Below are 16,310 nucleotides of genomic sequence, written 5' to 3' on the forward strand. Positions count from 1 at the left end.
AGCTTCCAGCGGATTTCCAACTTATCGGGAATTGGTACACAGGTCAAATGGCAATCTTATTTATACAAAAATGTGCTAAAGAGAGTTTATATCATTGTAATTAAAGGCTATTTAACTATTTTTACATTGATTGTATGCCCTGACCGGACGCAGCGGAGTGTGATCTGACTCACTATATGTAAGCGGTATTATCAATGTAGCGTGCTGAATAGCAGTTTTATAGCAGAATAATAATCTGGCATTGTCTTCAAACCCGCATAAAGTCACTGTTTTTCAGTGGCGGCGCTATAAATGAAAAAAACAATCAGAACATAAGGAAAAGTAATCACGAATGGCGTGAATGAAATTGCAGTAATCTTGAGTATTTATTCATATAGATAAAGGCCGTCCAGGGCGATTGATCCAGGTCATCGCCGACAGAGGCTAAAAGTGGCAGGCTTGTCCCCTTTCTCCGGGACGGTCTATCAGATTATGCAGTTACAGAAATTAGTCAATATGTTTGGTGGGGATCTTTTGCAGCGGTACGGGCAAAAGGTTCACAAGCTGACGCTGCACGGCGGGTTTAGCTGCCCGAATCGTGATGGCACCATCGGGCGCGGCGGCTGCACCTTCTGTAACGTTGCGTCCTTTGCTGACGAAGCCCAGCAGCATAAATCTATCGCGGAACAGCTTGCCCATCAGGCCAGCCTGGTGAACCGCGCGAAGCAATATCTGGCCTATTTCCAGGCCTACACCAGCACGTGGGCGGAGGTGCAGGTGCTGCGCTCTATGTATCAGCAGGCCGTCAGCCAGGCTAACATTGTTGGGCTGTGCGTGGGCACGCGCCCGGACTGCGTGCCGGACGCGGTGCTGGACCTGCTCAGCGAGTACAAAGAACAAGGCTACGAGATCTGGCTGGAGCTGGGCCTGCAAACCGCGCACGACAAAACCCTGCACCGTATTAACCGTGGCCATGATTTCGCCTGCTACCAGCGCACCACGCGCCTGGCCCGCGAGCGCGGGCTGAAGGTCTGTTCGCACCTGATTGTTGGGTTACCCGGTGAAGGTCAACCGCATGGTCTTGAAACGCTGGAAAAGGTGGTTGAGACCGGCGTGGACGGCATTAAGCTGCACCCGCTGCATATCGTGAAGGGCAGCATTATGGCGAAAGCCTGGGAAGCGGGGCGGTTAAGCGGTATTGCGCTTGAGGACTATTCAGTGACGGCGGGGGAGATGATTCGCCACACGCCGCCGGAAATTGTCTACCACCGTATTTCGGCCAGCGCCCGCCGTCCAACGCTTCTGGCACCGCTATGGTGTGAGAACCGCTGGACGGGGATGGTGGAAATCGACCGCTATCTGCAGGAGAACGGTGTACAGGGTTCGGCGCTGGGCCGCCCGTGGATTCCCCGTCTACCGGCGACGGCCGCCTAACAGACTCCCCAGCATGCCGCGCACGATCTGATTGGTGACCTGTCGCGCCGCGCTTTTCGCCATGGTCTGTACCACGCCGTCGCGCTTGCCGCCACGCGGCCCGGTGCTGCCGAACAGGATGTCTTTGAGCCCCCCGAGAATACCGTCATCCACGGCGACAGACTGTCCTTTAGCGGCGGGCGCATCCTGCGATTCGGTGGTCGCCTGTACCCCTTTTTGCAGCATCTCAAAAGCGGACTCGCGATCCACCTCGTCTTCGTACTTCCCGTAAACCGGAGAGTGGTTAATCAGGCCGTTACGTTCATCGTCGGTAACCGGCCCCATGCGCGAGCAGGGGGCAATCACCATGGCGCGTTCCACCACGGACGGGCTGCCCTTCGCATCCAGGAAAGAGATCAGCGCTTCACCAGTGCCTAACGCCTGAATCGCCGCTTCAGTATCAAAGGCAGGATTGGCGCGCATGGTTTGCGCGGCGGCTTTCACCGCTTTCTGATCTTTCGGCGTAAAGGCGCGCAGGGCGTGCTGCACGCGGTTACCGAGCTGACCGAGCACGTTATCCGGGATATCCGACGGGTTTTGCGAGACAAACCAGACGCCGACGCCTTTGGAGCGGATCAGGCGAATGACCTGTTCAATTTTATCCAGCAATACCTGCGGCGCGTCGTTAAACAGCAGATGCGCTTCGTCAAAGAAGAACACCAGCTTCGGTTTTTCCAGATCTCCCGCTTCCGGTAACTGTTCGTACAGTTCGGAGAGCATCCACAGCAGGCTGGCGGCGTAGAGCTTTGGCATCTGGTAGAGTTTTTCCGAACTCAGAATGTTGATGATGCCTTTGCCGCTGCTGTCGGTGCGCATCCAGTCTTTGATATCCAGCATCGGCTCGCCAAAGAAGTGTTCGGCACCCTGTTGCTCCAGGGTCAGTAGCCCACGCTGAATGGCGCCCACCGAGGCGCTGCTGATGTTGCCATACTGGTTCTGGAAGGATTTAGCGTTATCGCCGATGTACTGGGTAATGGCGCGAAGATCTTTAAAATCAAGCAGCAGCAGCCCCTGATCGTCGGCAATGCGGAAGATAATATTCAGCACGCCGGACTGCACGTCGTTAAGGTTAAGCAGACGGGCCAGCAGCAGCGGGCCGAGATCGGAGACGGTGGCGCGCACCGGATGGCCTTTCTCACCAAAAATATCCCACACCACCACCGGATTGTTATGCGGCATCCAGTCCGTGATGCCAATATTCTTCAGCCGTTCGAGCAGTTTTTCAGAGGCCGTCCCTTCCTGAGCGACACCGGTTAAATCGCCTTTCACGTCAGCCATAAAGACCGGTACGCCAATCTCCGAAAGCGACTCCGCCAGCTTTTGCAGGGTGACGGTTTTCCCCGTCCCGGTCGCGCCGGTGATCAAACCGTGGCGGTTCGCCATCGCGGGCAGTAAATACAGCTCTTTTTCCAGCGTCCGGGCAATTAACAATGGTGTACTCATGATGCGCTTCCTCTCTTAGTCCTGGGTGGAGTATAGGCAACCTGATAGCAATTTGGTTGAGTAAATTCCTGACTTTGCGGCGCATTATCCAGCGCGGACTATGCTTTTGCATACGGTTCACAAAATAGTGGGAAACTATGTCCAGATTCTTCTTTAACGATCGCAAACAGCTGGTCAACGATGCCATTGAAGGCATACTGCTTTCTGCGCCACATGCCAATCTCGTCAAGCTTGATATCGATCCGGCCATCAGGATCGTCGCACGCGGCGACTGGGACAAAAGCCGCGTGGCGGTGATCTCGGGCGGCGGCTCAGGCCACGAACCCGCACACGCCGGGTTTGTCGGCAAAGGGATGCTGACGGCGGCAGTGTGCGGCGATCTGTTTGCCTCGCCGAGCGTGGATGCGGTGCTGAATGCCATTGTGGCGGTCACGGGCGATCGCGGCTGTTTGCTGATCGTCAAAAACTACACCGGCGACCGCCTGAACTTTGGTCTGGCGGCAGAAAAGGCCAAACGCTACGGTCTTAAGGTGGAGATGGTGATCGTGGCAGACGATATCGCGCTGCCGGACAACAAGCAGCCGCGCGGTATTGCCGGTACGGCGCTGGTGCATAAGATTGCGGGCTATGCGGCGGAGCAGGGGAAATCGTTGAGCGAGGTACGGGAGATTGCGCAACAGGCCTGCGACAACCTCTGGAGCCTGGGCGTGGCGATGCAAACCTGCAACCTGCCGGGCAGCGACGATGAAGAGGGGCGCATTAAGCAAGGCCACGTCGAGCTGGGTCTGGGCATTCACGGCGAGCCCGGCGCTTCCGTCGTAGATACCCAGAACAGCAAAGCGATTATCGACACGCTGGTGACGCCGCTACGCGCGCAGGCGGGAGAGGGGCGCTTTGCGGTATTGATTAACAATCTTGGCGGCGTATCGGCGCTGGAGATGGCGCTGCTGACCAAAGAGCTGGCGCATTCGGCGCTGAAAGAGGAGATCGCGTATCTGATAGGCCCCGCGCCGCTGGTGAGCGCACTGGATATGAAAGGCTTTTCTCTGACGCTGCTGAAGCTTAACGATTTCTTCGAAAAGGCGATTCACGCCGAGGTTGAAACGCTGGGCTGGCAGAAGCCCGTGGCGTTTGCGCCGCTGCGCACCGTGGCGCATAGCGCCATTCATGACCGTGTGGAGTATACCCCCTCTGACAATCCGCAGGTGCGTGCGTTTGTCTCCTCCGTGTCGACAACGCTGATCCAGCTGGAAAACCGCCTGAACGCGCTGGATGCCAAAGTGGGCGACGGTGATACCGGCTCCACCTTTGCGCAAGGGGCGCGGGATATTGCGCAGCGCCTGGAGCAGAACACGCTCCCGCTTAATGACGTGCCTAAGCTGCTGCTGCTGGTTGGCGAGCGGCTGGCAACGGTGATGGGCGGATCGAGCGGCGTATTGATGTCGATCTTCTTTACGGCGGCCGGGCAAAAGCTGCATGACGGACACGCCCTGCCGGATGCGCTGTTGAGCGGACTGGCGCAGATGAAGCAGTACGGCGGAGCGGATCTTGGCGATCGCACGCTGATCGATGCGCTGCAACCGGCGCTGGAGGCGTTACAGAAAGGCAATATTCAGGCGGCAGCGCAGGCCGCGCTGCAGGGCGCAGAAGCAACGTCGAAAATGGCGAAAGCCGGCGCGGGACGCTCGTCGTATGTCAATAAAGAGAACCTGGATGGGGTGATGGATCCGGGAGCGGTCGCGGTAGCGGAAGTATTTAACGTATTGGCGCAGCAGTGAAAGTAGGCCGGGTAAGGCGAAGCCGCCACCCGGCAAACTCACATCAGAAATCCGCTTTCAACACCACGCGGTAACGGGCTTTGCCGTCGCGCACGTGCTGGATCGCTTCGTTGATTTTCGACATCGGATAGAGTTCGGTGGTCGGCGCCACTTTGGTGCGTCCGGCGAATTTCATCAGTTTGCGCAACTCGTACGGCGTACCGGTTGCAGAACCGGATATGCTGCGATCCCCGCCGATCAGGGTAAACGCCGGAACCGGCAGCGGCTTCATCACCGCACCCACGGTGTGGAAGTTACCGCCGTAGGCCAACGCTTCAAAGTACGGCTGCCAGTTGAGATCGACGTTAACGGTGTTGATGATCAGGTCAAACTGACCCGCCAGCGCGTTCAGTGCTTCAGGATCGCGGCTGTTCACGACTTTATCCGCACCCATCGCCAGCACTTCTTTCTCTTTCGCCGGGTTCGAGCTGAACGCCGTGACTTCACAGCCCATCGCGTGCAGCAGCTTGATGGCGATATGCCCAAGGCCACCAATACCGATGACACCCACGCGGCTGGTGGCGGTGATATGGTGCATCAGCAGGGGTTTGAAGACGGTGATACCGCCGCACAGCAGCGGACCGGCGGATTCGATATCAATGCTGTCCGGCAGCGGGATGACCCATTGCCAGTCGGCGCGCAGCTTGTCGGCGAAACCGCCTTTGTTCAGAATGGTGGGAACGGCGCCTTCGAGGCAGTTGATCTGATTACCGCTGATACAGGCATCGCAGTGGCCACAGCTGCGTGCCGTCCAGCCAATGCCTACGCGCTGGCCCACTTTCAGCCCTTTGTCCTGCGCGGCGCTACCGAGCGCCACGACGCGGCCAATGACCTCGTGCCCGGCAATCAGTGGATAGCTTGAAAAGCCCCATTCGTTGTCGATCATCGAGAGATCCGAGTGGCAGATCCCGCAGTAATCAACCTGTACTTCGACGTCTTCTGCTTTTAGTTCGCCCGCGTCGTACTCGTACAGCTCAAGTTCTGCACCCGCCTGCGGTGCGGCGTAGCTTTTTATCTTCGACATCGTGTTTCCCCCGTTGTGGTGTGAACTGAGAGTGTAGAGCATTCAGTTTACAGCCGCTTAACAGAAGAGGGCAGGAACGAAAGTTACAGACTTTTCAGCATTCTGACTTCGCAATCAACGTGGCCGGTACAGCCCAGCGGCGCATCGATATGCTCAAAGCCCAGATGTTCATACAGGCCGATGGCCTCTTTGAGGAAGGCGGTCGTTTCAAGGTAGCAGCGGGTAAAACCCTGCTTGCGCGCGTGGTCCAGCGCCATCAGCGCCAGCTTTTTTGCCAGTCCTTGTCCGCGTGCCGTTGGCAGGAAATACATTTTCTGCAGTTCGCAGATATCCGGCTCGCTGCAGCTGAGGGGCGCCACGCCGCCGCCGCCCACGACCTGACCGTTCTGCTCGATGACCCAGTAGGCATGACCAGGCTGGCTGTAGAGCTGGAAAAGCGCGTCCAGATTCGGGTCGGCAACCGTGTAGCCTTTGTCAGCCGTCAGGCCATATTCGGCAGAAACGGTGCGAATAACGGCGGCGATAGCCGGATTATCCTGCTCAGTGATCCGACGCATCGTCGTCGCGACGGGGGTAATCACGCTCATAGCATTACTCATTACAAAAATTGACACATAACTGCTGTTAATAGCACCGCAGAAAGGGGAGTGCAAGCGAGGAGTTTTCAGGAAGGTTACCCCTTACGCCCTGAAGCGTAAGGGGTAAAAGCATTACAGGGCAGCGATAACCGCCTGCTGCTCAATCAGCTTGGTCTTCGCATCGGCGAAGGCAACCAGGCGCTCACGCTCTTTCGCGATGACCGCTTCCGGCGCGCGGGCGACAAAGCCTTCGTTCGCCAGCTTGCTTTCGATTTTGCCAATTTCCACGTCGACTTTCGCCACTTCTTTCGCCAGACGAGCCAGCTCAGCGTCTTTGTCGATCAGACCTGCCATTGGGATCAGCAGCTCGGCACCGTCGATGATTTTGGTCACGGAAACCGGACCTTTATCATCCGCAGGCAGCACGGTGATGCTTTCCAGGCGCGCCATGGTCTTGAGGAAGGTGTTGTTCTCGGTGACGCGACGAACAGCCGCTTCGCTGCAGCCGCGCAGCAGCAGTTCCAGCGGTTTGCCCGGGGCGATGTTCATTTCAGCACGAATGTTACGCACCGCAACGATCGCCTGTTTCAGCCACTCGGTATCCGCGGACGCCGCTTCATCAACCTTAGCCGCATCGAATTCCGGGAACGGCTGCAGCATGATGGTGTCAGCGTTGATGCCTGCAATCACCTTCACGCGCTGCCAGATGGTTTCGGTGATAAATGGAATGACCGGATGCGCCAGGCGCAGCAGACCTTCCAGAACGGTAATCAGCGTGTTGCGCGTGCCGCGCAGCTCCGCCTCAGTACCGCCGTTCATCACCGGCTTCGCCAGCTCCAGATACCAGTCGCAGAACTGGTTCCAGGTGAATTCATACAGGATGCCCGCCGCGATATCGAAGCGGTAGCTGTCCAGCGCCTCGCGGAACGCTTTCACCGTCTGGTTGAATTCCGCCAGGATCCAGCGGTCCGCCAGAGACAGGGTCATTTCGCCGCCGTTGAAGCCGCAATCCTGATCTTCGGTGTTCATCAGCACGAAGCGGCTGGCGTTCCACAGTTTGTTACAGAAGTTACGGTAACCTTCCAGACGCTTCATGTCCCAGTTGATGTCACGGCCGGTAGAGGCCAGTGCCGCCAGGGTGAAGCGCAGGGCGTCGGTACCGTGAGACTCGATCCCGTGCGGGAACTGCTTCTCGGTGCGCTTGCGGATTTTCTCCGCCAGCTGCGGCTGCATCATGTTACCGGTACGTTTTTCCAGCAGCTCTTCCAGAGAGATACCGTCAACCATGTCCAGCGGGTCAATCACGTTACCCTTGGACTTGGACATCTTCTGGCCTTCGTCGTCGCGGATCAGACCGGTCATGTAGACGGTATGGAACGGAACCTGCGGCTTGCCGTCTTCGTCTTTGATGAAGTGCATGGTCATCATGATCATGCGGGCAATCCAGAAGAAGATAATGTCGAAGCCGGACACCATCACGCTGGTCGGGTGGAACTGACGCAGCGCGTCGGTGTTTTCTGGCCAGCCGAGGGTGGAGAAGGTCCACAGCGCGGAGGAGAACCAGGTATCCAGCACGTCTTCGTCCTGACGCAGCGCAACGTCCGCGCTCAGGTTGTTTTCCTGACGCACTTCGTCTTCGGTGCGGCCAACGTAGACGTTGCCGTCGTTGTCGTACCACGCCGGGATACGGTGACCCCACCACAGCTGACGGGAGATACACCAGTCCTGAATGTCACGCATCCAGGAGAAGTACATGTTTTCGTACTGTTTCGGCACGAACTGAATGCTGCCGTTCTCAACCGCTTCCACAGCAGGTTTCGCCAGCACGTCGGCACGCACGTACCACTGGTCGGTCAGCATTGGCTCGATAACCACGCCGCCACGGTCGCCGTAAGGCACGGTCAGATCGTGAGGTTTAATTTCTTCCAGCAGGCCGAGTGCGTCGACGGCAGCCACGATCGCTTTACGCGCGGCAAAACGTTCCAGCTTCTGGAACTCCGCCGGGATGTCGCTGGAGTAAACGTCAGACTCTTCGCCTTTGGTGTCATACACTTCTGCGCTTTCGCGGATATCGCCGTCGAAGGTCAGGATGTTGATCATCGGCAGGGCGTGACGACGACCGACTTCATAGTCGTTAAAGTCGTGCGCAGGGGTGATTTTTACGCAGCCGGTGCCTTTTTCCATGTCGGCGTGTTCGTCGCCCACAATCGGAATACGGCGGTTTACCAGCGGCAGCACCACGAATTTGCCGATCAGATCTTTATAACGTGGATCTTCCGGGTTAACGGCCACGCCGGTATCGCCCAGCAGGGTTTCCGGACGGGTGGTCGCGACCACCAGGTAATCTTTACCGTCGGCGGTTTTTGCGCCGTCGGCCAGCGGATAGCGGATATGCCACATGGAGCCCTTGGACTCGCGGTTTTCCACTTCCAGGTCAGAAATTGCGGTGCGCAGTTTCGGATCCCAGTTGACCAGGCGTTTGCCACGGTAAATCAGGTCTTCTTTGTACAGACGGACGAAGACTTCTTTCACGGCGTTGGAGAGGCCTTCATCCATGGTGAAGCGCTCGCGCTCCCAGTCCACGGAGTTGCCGAGGCGGCGCATCTGACGGGTAATCGTGCCGCCGGATTCCGCTTTCCACTGCCAGATTTTGTCAATGAACGCGTCGCGACCGTAGTCGTGGCGGGTTTTCCCTTCTTCAGCGGCAATTTTACGCTCAACCACCATCTGGGTCGCGATACCCGCGTGGTCAGTCCCCGCCTGCCACAGGGTGTTTTTCCCCTGCATGCGCTGGTAGCGGATCATGGTGTCCATGATGGTCTGCTGGAAAGCATGACCCATATGCAAACTGCCGGTGACGTTCGGCGGCGGGATCATGATGCAGAAGGACTCTTTGCTTTCGTCGCCGTTAGGCTTGAAATAGCCCTGCTGTTCCCAGTGCTCGTAAAGCGGCTGTTCGATATCGCGTGGGTTATATGTCTTTTCCATTATTTCCAGGTTGCCGTATTCAGGTTAAAACCAGCCAGGCGGTACGCTTTATAGCGTTCGCGCGCCAGTTGTTTCAAAGATTCTTCGTAGGGGACAAAGTCTACCACTTCTGTGAAAGCGGTGGCAAAATCTGCAAAATCTATTCGCAGGCTAATCAGAATATCGCGCGCGCTGCTGTTGCGCTTTTGCGGCCAGGCAATTTCAACCGGTGCTCCACCGCGCGGGCCTTCGCCCGACAGGTTATGCGGGACAAAGCTCTCCGGCGGACGCGCCCACAGCGCCTCATCAAGGCGAATGGCCTGCTGTTCATCTTCACAGGCAATCAGAACGCGTTTACCTGCGCGCCAACGTTCTGCGGCAATTTCACACACCAGCTGTTCGACGGCGCTGAGGCCATCCTGATGGGTGTCGTTGTCCAGAAGGTAGAACGTTGCATTCTTCATATATGGGGCTTCTTGTCGTGGATTTAAAGGCAAAGCCGGGTGGCGCTACGCTTACCCGGCCTACGGTTGAGTGACGCTTTAGGCCGGGTAAGGCGAAGACGCCACCCGGCGTTTTACATCATTCGTCGCCGTTAAAACCCGCGCGATTGAGCAGGAACTGCGACAGCAGCGCCACTGGACGACCGGTTGCGCCTTTGGCTTTGCCGGAGCGCCATGCGGTGCCCGCGATATCCAGGTGCGCCCAGTTGTACTTGCGGGTGAAGCGTGCCAGGAAGCAGCCCGCGGTGATCGCTCCGCCAGGACGTCCACCGATGTTTGCCATATCCGCGAAGTTAGACTCCAGCTGCTCCTGATATTCGTCACCCAACGGCAGACGCCATGCGCGGTCACCGGCCTGTTCCGAGGCGCCGATAAGCTCGTGCGCCAGCGGATTGTGGTTCGACATCAGGCCGGTGATGTGGTGGCCCAGCGCAATCACGCAGGCACCGGTGAGGGTGGCGACGTCAATCACCGCTTCAGGCTCGAAGCGTTCCACATAGGTCAGCACGTCACACAGCACCAGACGGCCTTCGGCGTCGGTGTTCAGCACTTCAACGGTCTGGCCGGACATGGTGGTCAGCACGTCACCCGGACGATAAGCACGCCCGCCAGGCATGTTTTCGCAGCCCGCCAGTACGCCGATAACGTTAATCGGCAACTGAAGTTCAGCGACCATGCGCATCACGCCGTAAACCGCCGCCGCGCCGCACATGTCGTATTTCATCTCGTCCATGCCTTCGGCAGGCTTGATGGAGATACCGCCGGAATCGAAGGTCAGGCCTTTACCGACCAGCACGACAGGGCGCGCGTCTTCGGCCGGGTTGCCCTTGTACTCGATGACGGACATCAGGGATTCATTCTGCGATCCGTTACCGACCGCCAGGTAAGAGTGCATCCCGAGCTCTTTCATCTGCTGTTCGCCGATGACGCGGGTAATGACGTTTTTGCTGTAGGCGTCGGCCAGCTGACGCGCCTGAGAGGCCAGGTACGCCGCGTTACAGATGTTAGGCGGCATGTTGCCGAGATCTTTGGCCGCTTTAATGCCGGCTGCGATCGCCAGACCGTGCTGGATCGCGCGTTCGCCGCTGGTCAGTTCGCGACGGGTTGGCACGTTAAAGACCATTTTACGCAGCGGACGACGCGGCTCGCTTTTATTGGTCTTCAGCTGATCGAAGCTGTAGAGGCTCTCTTTTGCCGTTTCGACCGCCTGACGCACTTTCCAGTAGGTGTTACGCCCTTTGACGTGCAATTCAGTCAGGAAGCAGACGGCTTCCATTGAGCCGGTATCATTCAGCGTATTGATTGTTTTCTGAATCACCTGCTTATACTGACGTTCATCCAGCTCGCGTTCTTTGCCGCAGCCAATCAGCAGAATACGCTCTGACAGTACGTTCGGAACATGGTGCAGTAACAGCGTCTGCCCAGGTTTGCCTTCCAGTTCGCCACGGCGCAGCAGGGCGCTAATATAGCCGTCACTGATTTTATCGAGTTGCTCGGCGATCGGGGAGAGTCGGCGTGGTTCAAAGACGCCCACAACGATGCAGGCACTCCGCTGTTTCTCCGGGCTACCGCTTTTTACACTGAACTCCATGCACTACGCTCCTGAATCTTAAAGACAACGGCGGCTGCTACGGATAGAATTGAAACCTTTCGTAACTCATGTCCGCTGTTGTGGTGACTTCGTGTTAATCTTACGTTACTACGGTTTCGACACGTCAGAAAAAGTCCTGAAGCGTGAATCCGCTGGATGTTTTAATCTTAGCGATGATTTCGACGACTCAAGAGAATAAATGACGTTTAAGCCATGAAACAAGCGAAATTCCTGCAAAGAGACGGGTTTTTACGGGCGTATTTAAAGTGATAATCATAAGATATCTGGTGCGGGAGACGCTCAAAAGCCAACTGGCGATCCTCTTCATCCTGCTGCTGATTTTTTTCTGTCAGAAGCTGGTTAAGATCCTCGGTGCGGCCGTTGACGGCGAAATTCCAACAAATCTGGTGCTTTCCCTGCTTGGTTTAGGGATCCCGGAAATGGCGCAGCTCATCCTGCCGCTAAGTCTTTTCCTTGGCCTGCTCATGACGCTTGGGAAACTCTACACCGAGAGTGAAATCACGGTGATGCATGCCTGTGGCCTGAGCAAAGCGGTACTGGTGAAAGCGGCCATGATACTGGCGCTGTTCACGGGTATTGTTGCCGCGGTGAATGTGATGTGGGCGGGCCCCATGTCTTCCCGTCATCAGGACGAAGTGCTGGCCGAAGCGAAAGCCAACCCCGGCATGGCGGCGTTAGCCCAGGGGCAGTTCCAGCAGGCGACCGACGGCAACTCCGTGCTGTTTATTGAGAGCGTTGACGGCAGTAAATTCAACGACGTCTTCCTGGCGCAGTTACGTCCCAAAGGTAACGCGCGTCCTTCCGTGGTGGTTGCAGATTCCGGTCAGCTTGCTCAGCGCAAAGATGGTTCTCAGATCGTGACGCTGAATAAAGGCACCCGTTTCGAAGGCACCGCGATGCTGCGCGACTTCCGTATCACGGATTTCCAGAACTATCAGGCCATTATCGGCCATCAGGCGGTGGCGCTCGATCCAACGGATACCGAGCAAATGGACATGCGGACCCTCTGGAATACCGATACCGACAGAGCGCGCGCTGAGTTCCACTGGCGTATTACGCTCGTCTTCACCGTGTTTATGATGGCGCTGATTGTCGTTCCGCTGAGCGTGGTGAACCCTCGCCAGGGACGCGTGCTCTCTATGCTGCCAGCGATGCTGCTTTACCTGATCTATTTCCTGCTGCAAACCTCGATTCGTTCTAACGGCGCGAAGGGTAAGCTGGACCCTATGGTCTGGACATGGTTCGTCAACAGCCTGTACATCTTACTGGCGCTAGGGTTAAACCTGTGGGATACGGTGCCTGTGCGCCGCATACGTGCCCGATTCTCGCGTAAAGGAGCCATCTAATGCAGGCGTTTGGCGTTCTTGATCGCTATATCGGTAAAACCATTTTTACCACCATCATGATGACCTTGTTCATGCTGGTGTCGCTCTCCGGCATTATCAAATTTGTCGATCAGCTGAAAAAAGCCGGGCAGGGGAGCTATGACGCGATGGGCGCGGGGATGTATACCCTGCTCAGTGTGCCGAAAGATGTGCAGATCTTCTTCCCGATGGCGGCCCTGCTGGGCGCGCTGCTGGGGCTGGGAATGCTGGCGCAGCGTAGTGAGCTGGTCGTTATGCAGGCCTCAGGCTTTACCCGCATGCAGGTTGCGCTGTCGGTAATGAAAACCGCGATCCCACTGGTGCTGTTGACCATGGCGATCGGCGAGTGGGTCGCGCCGCAGGGCGAACAGATGGCGCGTAACTACCGTGCGCAGGCAATGTACGGTGGCTCTCTGCTCTCGACTCAGCAAGGTTTATGGGCGAAAGACGGTAAAAACTTCGTCTACATCGAGCGGGTAAAGGGGAATGACGAACTGGGTGGGGTGAGCATCTACGCTTTCGATGACCAGCGCCGTCTGGAGTCCGTTCGCCACGCCTCTTCGGCAAAATTTGACGCCGAACATAAGCAGTGGCGGTTGTCCCAGGTTGATGAATCTAACCTGACCGATCCGAAACAGATTACGGGTTCTCAGACGGTAACCGGGACGTGGAAGACCAACCTGACGCCCGATAAGCTCGGGGTCGTGGCGCTGGATCCAGACGCGCTCTCCATCAGCGGTTTACACAACTATGTGAAATACCTGAAGTCGAGCGGGCAGGATGCGGGACGTTATCAGCTCAACATGTGGAGCAAAATCTTCCAGCCGATGTCCGTGGCGGTGATGATGCTGATGGCGCTGTCGTTTATCTTCGGCCCGTTACGCAGCGTGCCGATGGGCGTGCGCGTCGTGACCGGTATCAGTTTCGGCTTTGTGTTCTACGTGCTCGACCAGATCTTCGGTCCGCTGACGCTGGTTTATGGCATTCCGCCGATAATTGGTGCGCTGCTGCCAAGCGCCAGTTTCCTCCTGATCAGCCTCTGGCTGTTGTTGAAACGCTCCTGATTGACCTCTCCTCGCTTCCGGTTCACCGGGAGCGAGGCTAATCTCCTGTTTCACCCCGCACTTTTTCTCACAACCTTCAACGCCTCGCCCTGAATTTGAGTATTATTGAGCGATAAAGTCGTGAAGGGATCCTCTATGAAGCAAATTCGAATGCTTGCCCAGTATTACGTCGACCTGATGATGAAGCTTGGGCTGGTGCGTTTCTCTATGCTGCTTGCGCTGGCACTGGTCGTTCTGGCCATTGTCGTGCAAATGGCCGTCACCATGGTTCTGCATGGTCAGGTCGAGAGTATCGACGTCATCCGCTCCATCTTCTTTGGCTTGCTTATTACCCCCTGGGCGGTCTATTTCCTTTCCGTGGTGGTTGAACAGCTGGAAGAGTCCCGACAGCGATTGTCTAAGCTGGTCGATAAACTGGAAGAGATGCGCGAGCGCGACCTGAAGCTCAACGTCCAGCTTAAAGACAACATTGCGCAGCTGAACCAGGAGATTTCAGATCGTGAGAAGGCGGAGGCCGAGCGCCAGGCCACGCTGGAGCAGCTGAAAATCGAAATGAAAGAGCGCGAGGTCACGCAGATCCAGCTTGAGCAGCAATCCTCTTTTCTGCGGTCATTCCTCGATGCTTCGCCGGACCTGGTGTTTTACCGTAATGAAGATAAAGAGTTTTCCGGCTGTAACCGGGCGATGGAGTTGCTCACCGGGAAAAGCGAGAAGCAGCTGATTAATCTGAAGCCACAGGACGTTTACTCCGAAGAGGCGGCGGCCAAGGTCATGGAGACGGATGAAAAGGTATTCCGCCATAACGTCTCGCTGACCTATGAACAGTGGCTGGATTACCCGGACGGACGCAAAGCCTGCTTTGAGATCCGTAAGGTGCCCTACTATGACCGCGTGGGGAAACGCCATGGCCTGATGGGCTTTGGCCGCGACATTACCGAGCGTAAGCGCTATCAGGATGCCCTTGAGCGCGCCAGCCGCGACAAGACCACCTTTATCTCCACCATCAGCCACGAGCTGCGTACGCCGCTTAACGGCATCGTCGGGCTGAGCCGTATTCTGCTGGATACCGACCTGACCGCAGAGCAGGAAAAATACCTCAAGACTATCCATGTTTCGGCGGTCACGCTGGGTAATATTTTCAACGATATTATTGACATGGATAAGATGGAGCGCCGTAAAGTTCAGCTTGATAATCAGCCTGTTGATTTCACCAGCTTCCTTGCCGATCTGGAAAACCTGTCCGGCCTGCAGGCGCAGCAGAAGGGGCTAAGTTTTGTCATGGAGCCAACCCTGCCGCTGCCGCATAAAGTGGTGACAGACGGCACGCGTTTGCGCCAGATCCTGTGGAACCTGATCAGCAACGCGGTGAAATTTACCCAGAAGGGGCAGGTTGCGGTGCGCATCCGCTTTGACGAAGGCGACATGCTGCACTTCGAGGTAGAGGACTCCGGGATGGGTATTCCGCAGGAGGAGCAGGACAAAATCTTCGCCATGTACTACCAGGTGAAGGACAGCAACGGCGGAAAACCAGCTACCGGAACGGGCATTGGCCTGGCGGTCTCTAAACGACTGGCGAAGAGCATGGGGGGCGATATCACCGTTGCCAGCCAGCCGGGTAAAGGGTCAACCTTCACGCTGACGGTCCATGCGCCGGCGGTGGCGGAAGAGGTGGAAGATACCTTTGAAAATGACGATATGCCGCTCCCTGCGCTGCACGTCCTGCTGGTGGAAGACATTGAGCTGAACGTGATCGTGGCGCGCTCCGTGCTGGAAAAACTGGGCAACAGCGTGGATGTCGCGATGACCGGCAAAGCCGCGCTGGAGATGTTTAAACCGGGTGAATACGATCTTGTTCTGCTGGATATTCAGTTACCGGATATGACCGGGCTGGATATCTCGCGCGAGCTGACGCGTCAGTACGCGGCCGACGAACTGCCGCCGCTGGTTGCCCTGACGGCGAACGTACTGAAAGATAAAAAAGAGTATCTCGATGCCGGTATGGACGATGTACTCAGCAAGCCGCTGGCGGTGCCTGCTCTGACCGCCATGATTAAGAAGTTCTGGGATACCCGTGATGAAGAGGAGAGCACCATGACGTCTGTTGATAGCGCAAAAGCCCAAACGATACTCGATACCGCGATGCTGGAGCAGTACATCGATCTGGTCGGCCCGAAACTGATTACTGATGGTCTGGCGGTGTTCGAAAAAATGATGCCGGGCTATCTGAGCGTGCTGGAATCCAACCTGACGGCGCGTGACCAGAAGGGCATCGTGGAAGAAGGACATAAAATTAAAGGTGCCGCCGGTTCGGTTGGCCTACGCCACCTGCAGCAGTTGGGTCAACAGATTCAGTCGCCTGATTTACCTGCATGGGAAGATAACGTGGGTGATTGGGTTGAAGAGATGAAGCAAGAGTGGCAAAACGATGTGGCGGTGCTTAAAGCCTGGGTTGACGCCAGAAAAAAATGACCCCGGATTAACCGGGG

Annotated in this window: 11 protein-coding genes; 5 read left to right on the forward strand and 6 right to left on the reverse strand. The window is 56.7% G+C overall.

The genetic code is table 11. From position 1 onward, the window contains the following. Nucleotides 1–471: 471 nt before the first annotated feature. Nucleotides 472–1,413, forward strand: coding sequence for a tRNA modification radical SAM protein MnmL/YtqA (gene mnmL / locus AC0TN7_RS12460; protein ID WP_152680661.1), 942 nt, complete (start codon nucleotides 472–474; stop codon nucleotides 1,411–1,413). Here the strand turns inward: mnmL and AC0TN7_RS12465 are convergent. Then, nucleotides 1,393–2,895, reverse strand: a complete 1,503-nt coding sequence (locus AC0TN7_RS12465) for a helicase HerA-like C-terminal domain-containing protein (RefSeq protein WP_463727345.1) — start codon at nucleotides 2,893–2,895, stop codon at nucleotides 1,393–1,395. The two genes, mnmL and AC0TN7_RS12465, sit on opposite strands and share 21 nt — an antisense overlap. Before the next feature lie 137 nt (nucleotides 2,896–3,032). Between AC0TN7_RS12465 and AC0TN7_RS12470 the strand changes: the two genes are divergently transcribed. Further along, nucleotides 3,033–4,673, forward strand: coding sequence for a dihydroxyacetone kinase subunit DhaK (locus AC0TN7_RS12470; RefSeq protein WP_248165491.1), 1,641 nt, complete (start codon nucleotides 3,033–3,035; stop codon nucleotides 4,671–4,673). A 43-nt stretch (nucleotides 4,674–4,716) separates the two neighbouring features. On the opposite strand, the gene ahr is transcribed toward AC0TN7_RS12470, so the two are convergent. From ahr to pepA, 5 genes are all read right to left on the reverse strand, one after another. Then, nucleotides 4,717–5,736: an NADPH-dependent aldehyde reductase Ahr gene (gene ahr / locus AC0TN7_RS12475; RefSeq protein WP_248165492.1), complete on the reverse strand. Its 1,020-nt coding sequence runs from the start codon at nucleotides 5,734–5,736 to the stop codon at nucleotides 4,717–4,719. An 83-nt stretch (nucleotides 5,737–5,819) separates the two neighbouring features. Beyond that, a complete protein-coding gene (locus AC0TN7_RS12480) occupies nucleotides 5,820–6,323 on the reverse strand; it encodes a GNAT family N-acetyltransferase (protein ID WP_111967955.1) in 504 nt (167 codons plus the stop codon). Nucleotides 6,324–6,446: 123 nt separating this feature from the next. Further along, a complete protein-coding gene (locus tag AC0TN7_RS12485; RefSeq protein WP_248165493.1) occupies nucleotides 6,447–9,302 on the reverse strand; it encodes a valine--tRNA ligase in 2,856 nt (951 codons plus the stop codon). Continuing rightward, nucleotides 9,302–9,745, reverse strand: coding sequence for a DNA polymerase III subunit chi (gene holC, locus AC0TN7_RS12490; RefSeq protein WP_008502815.1), 444 nt, complete (start codon nucleotides 9,743–9,745; stop codon nucleotides 9,302–9,304). Before holC ends, AC0TN7_RS12485 begins: the two co-directional genes overlap by 1 nt. Before the next feature lie 118 nt (nucleotides 9,746–9,863). Further along, on the reverse strand, nucleotides 9,864–11,375 hold the full coding sequence (gene pepA, locus AC0TN7_RS12495) for a leucyl aminopeptidase (protein WP_024906344.1): 1,512 nt from the start codon (nucleotides 11,373–11,375) through the stop codon (nucleotides 9,864–9,866). Nucleotides 11,376–11,641: 266 nt separating this feature from the next. On the opposite strand from pepA, the gene lptF reads away from it, so the two are divergent. From lptF to arcB, 3 genes are all read left to right on the forward strand, one after another. Continuing rightward, nucleotides 11,642–12,742: an LPS export ABC transporter permease LptF gene (gene lptF, locus AC0TN7_RS12500; RefSeq protein ID WP_024906345.1), complete on the forward strand. Its 1,101-nt coding sequence runs from the start codon at nucleotides 11,642–11,644 to the stop codon at nucleotides 12,740–12,742. Beyond that, a complete protein-coding gene (gene lptG, locus AC0TN7_RS12505; RefSeq protein ID WP_024906346.1) occupies nucleotides 12,742–13,824 on the forward strand; it encodes an LPS export ABC transporter permease LptG in 1,083 nt (360 codons plus the stop codon). Before lptF ends, lptG begins: the two co-directional genes overlap by 1 nt. A gap of 135 nt (nucleotides 13,825–13,959) precedes the next feature. Next, entirely contained in the window at nucleotides 13,960–16,293 is a 2,334-nt protein-coding gene (gene arcB / locus AC0TN7_RS12510; protein ID WP_024906347.1) for an aerobic respiration two-component sensor histidine kinase ArcB, read from the forward strand. Nucleotides 16,294–16,310 lie beyond the last annotated feature (17 nt).

It is taken from the genome of Enterobacter sp. PL_is511 (genome assembly GCF_055816065.1).

Excerpts from the sequence above, each read along its gene's own strand:
- ahr (WP_248165492.1), bottom strand. The coding sequence starts at position 5,736 with ATGTCGAAGATAAAAAGCTACGCCGCACCGCAGGCGGGTGCAGAACTT.
- AC0TN7_RS12480 (WP_111967955.1), bottom strand. The coding sequence starts at position 6,323 with ATGAGCGTGATTACCCCCGTCGCGACGACGATGCGTCGGATCACTGAG.
- AC0TN7_RS12485 (WP_248165493.1), bottom strand. The coding sequence starts at position 9,302 with ATGGAAAAGACATATAACCCACGCGATATCGAACAGCCGCTTTACGAG.
- AC0TN7_RS12465 (WP_463727345.1), bottom strand. The coding sequence starts at position 2,895 with ATGAGTACACCATTGTTAATTGCCCGGACGCTGGAAAAAGAGCTGTAT.
- lptG (WP_024906346.1), top strand. The coding sequence starts at position 12,742 with ATGCAGGCGTTTGGCGTTCTTGATCGCTATATCGGTAAAACCATTTTT.
- holC (WP_008502815.1), bottom strand. The coding sequence starts at position 9,745 with ATGAAGAATGCAACGTTCTACCTTCTGGACAACGACACCCATCAGGAT.
- mnmL (WP_152680661.1), top strand. The coding sequence starts at position 472 with ATGCAGTTACAGAAATTAGTCAATATGTTTGGTGGGGATCTTTTGCAG.
- AC0TN7_RS12470 (WP_248165491.1), top strand. The coding sequence starts at position 3,033 with ATGTCCAGATTCTTCTTTAACGATCGCAAACAGCTGGTCAACGATGCC.
- arcB (WP_024906347.1), top strand. The coding sequence starts at position 13,960 with ATGAAGCAAATTCGAATGCTTGCCCAGTATTACGTCGACCTGATGATG.
- pepA (WP_024906344.1), bottom strand. The coding sequence starts at position 11,375 with ATGGAGTTCAGTGTAAAAAGCGGTAGCCCGGAGAAACAGCGGAGTGCC.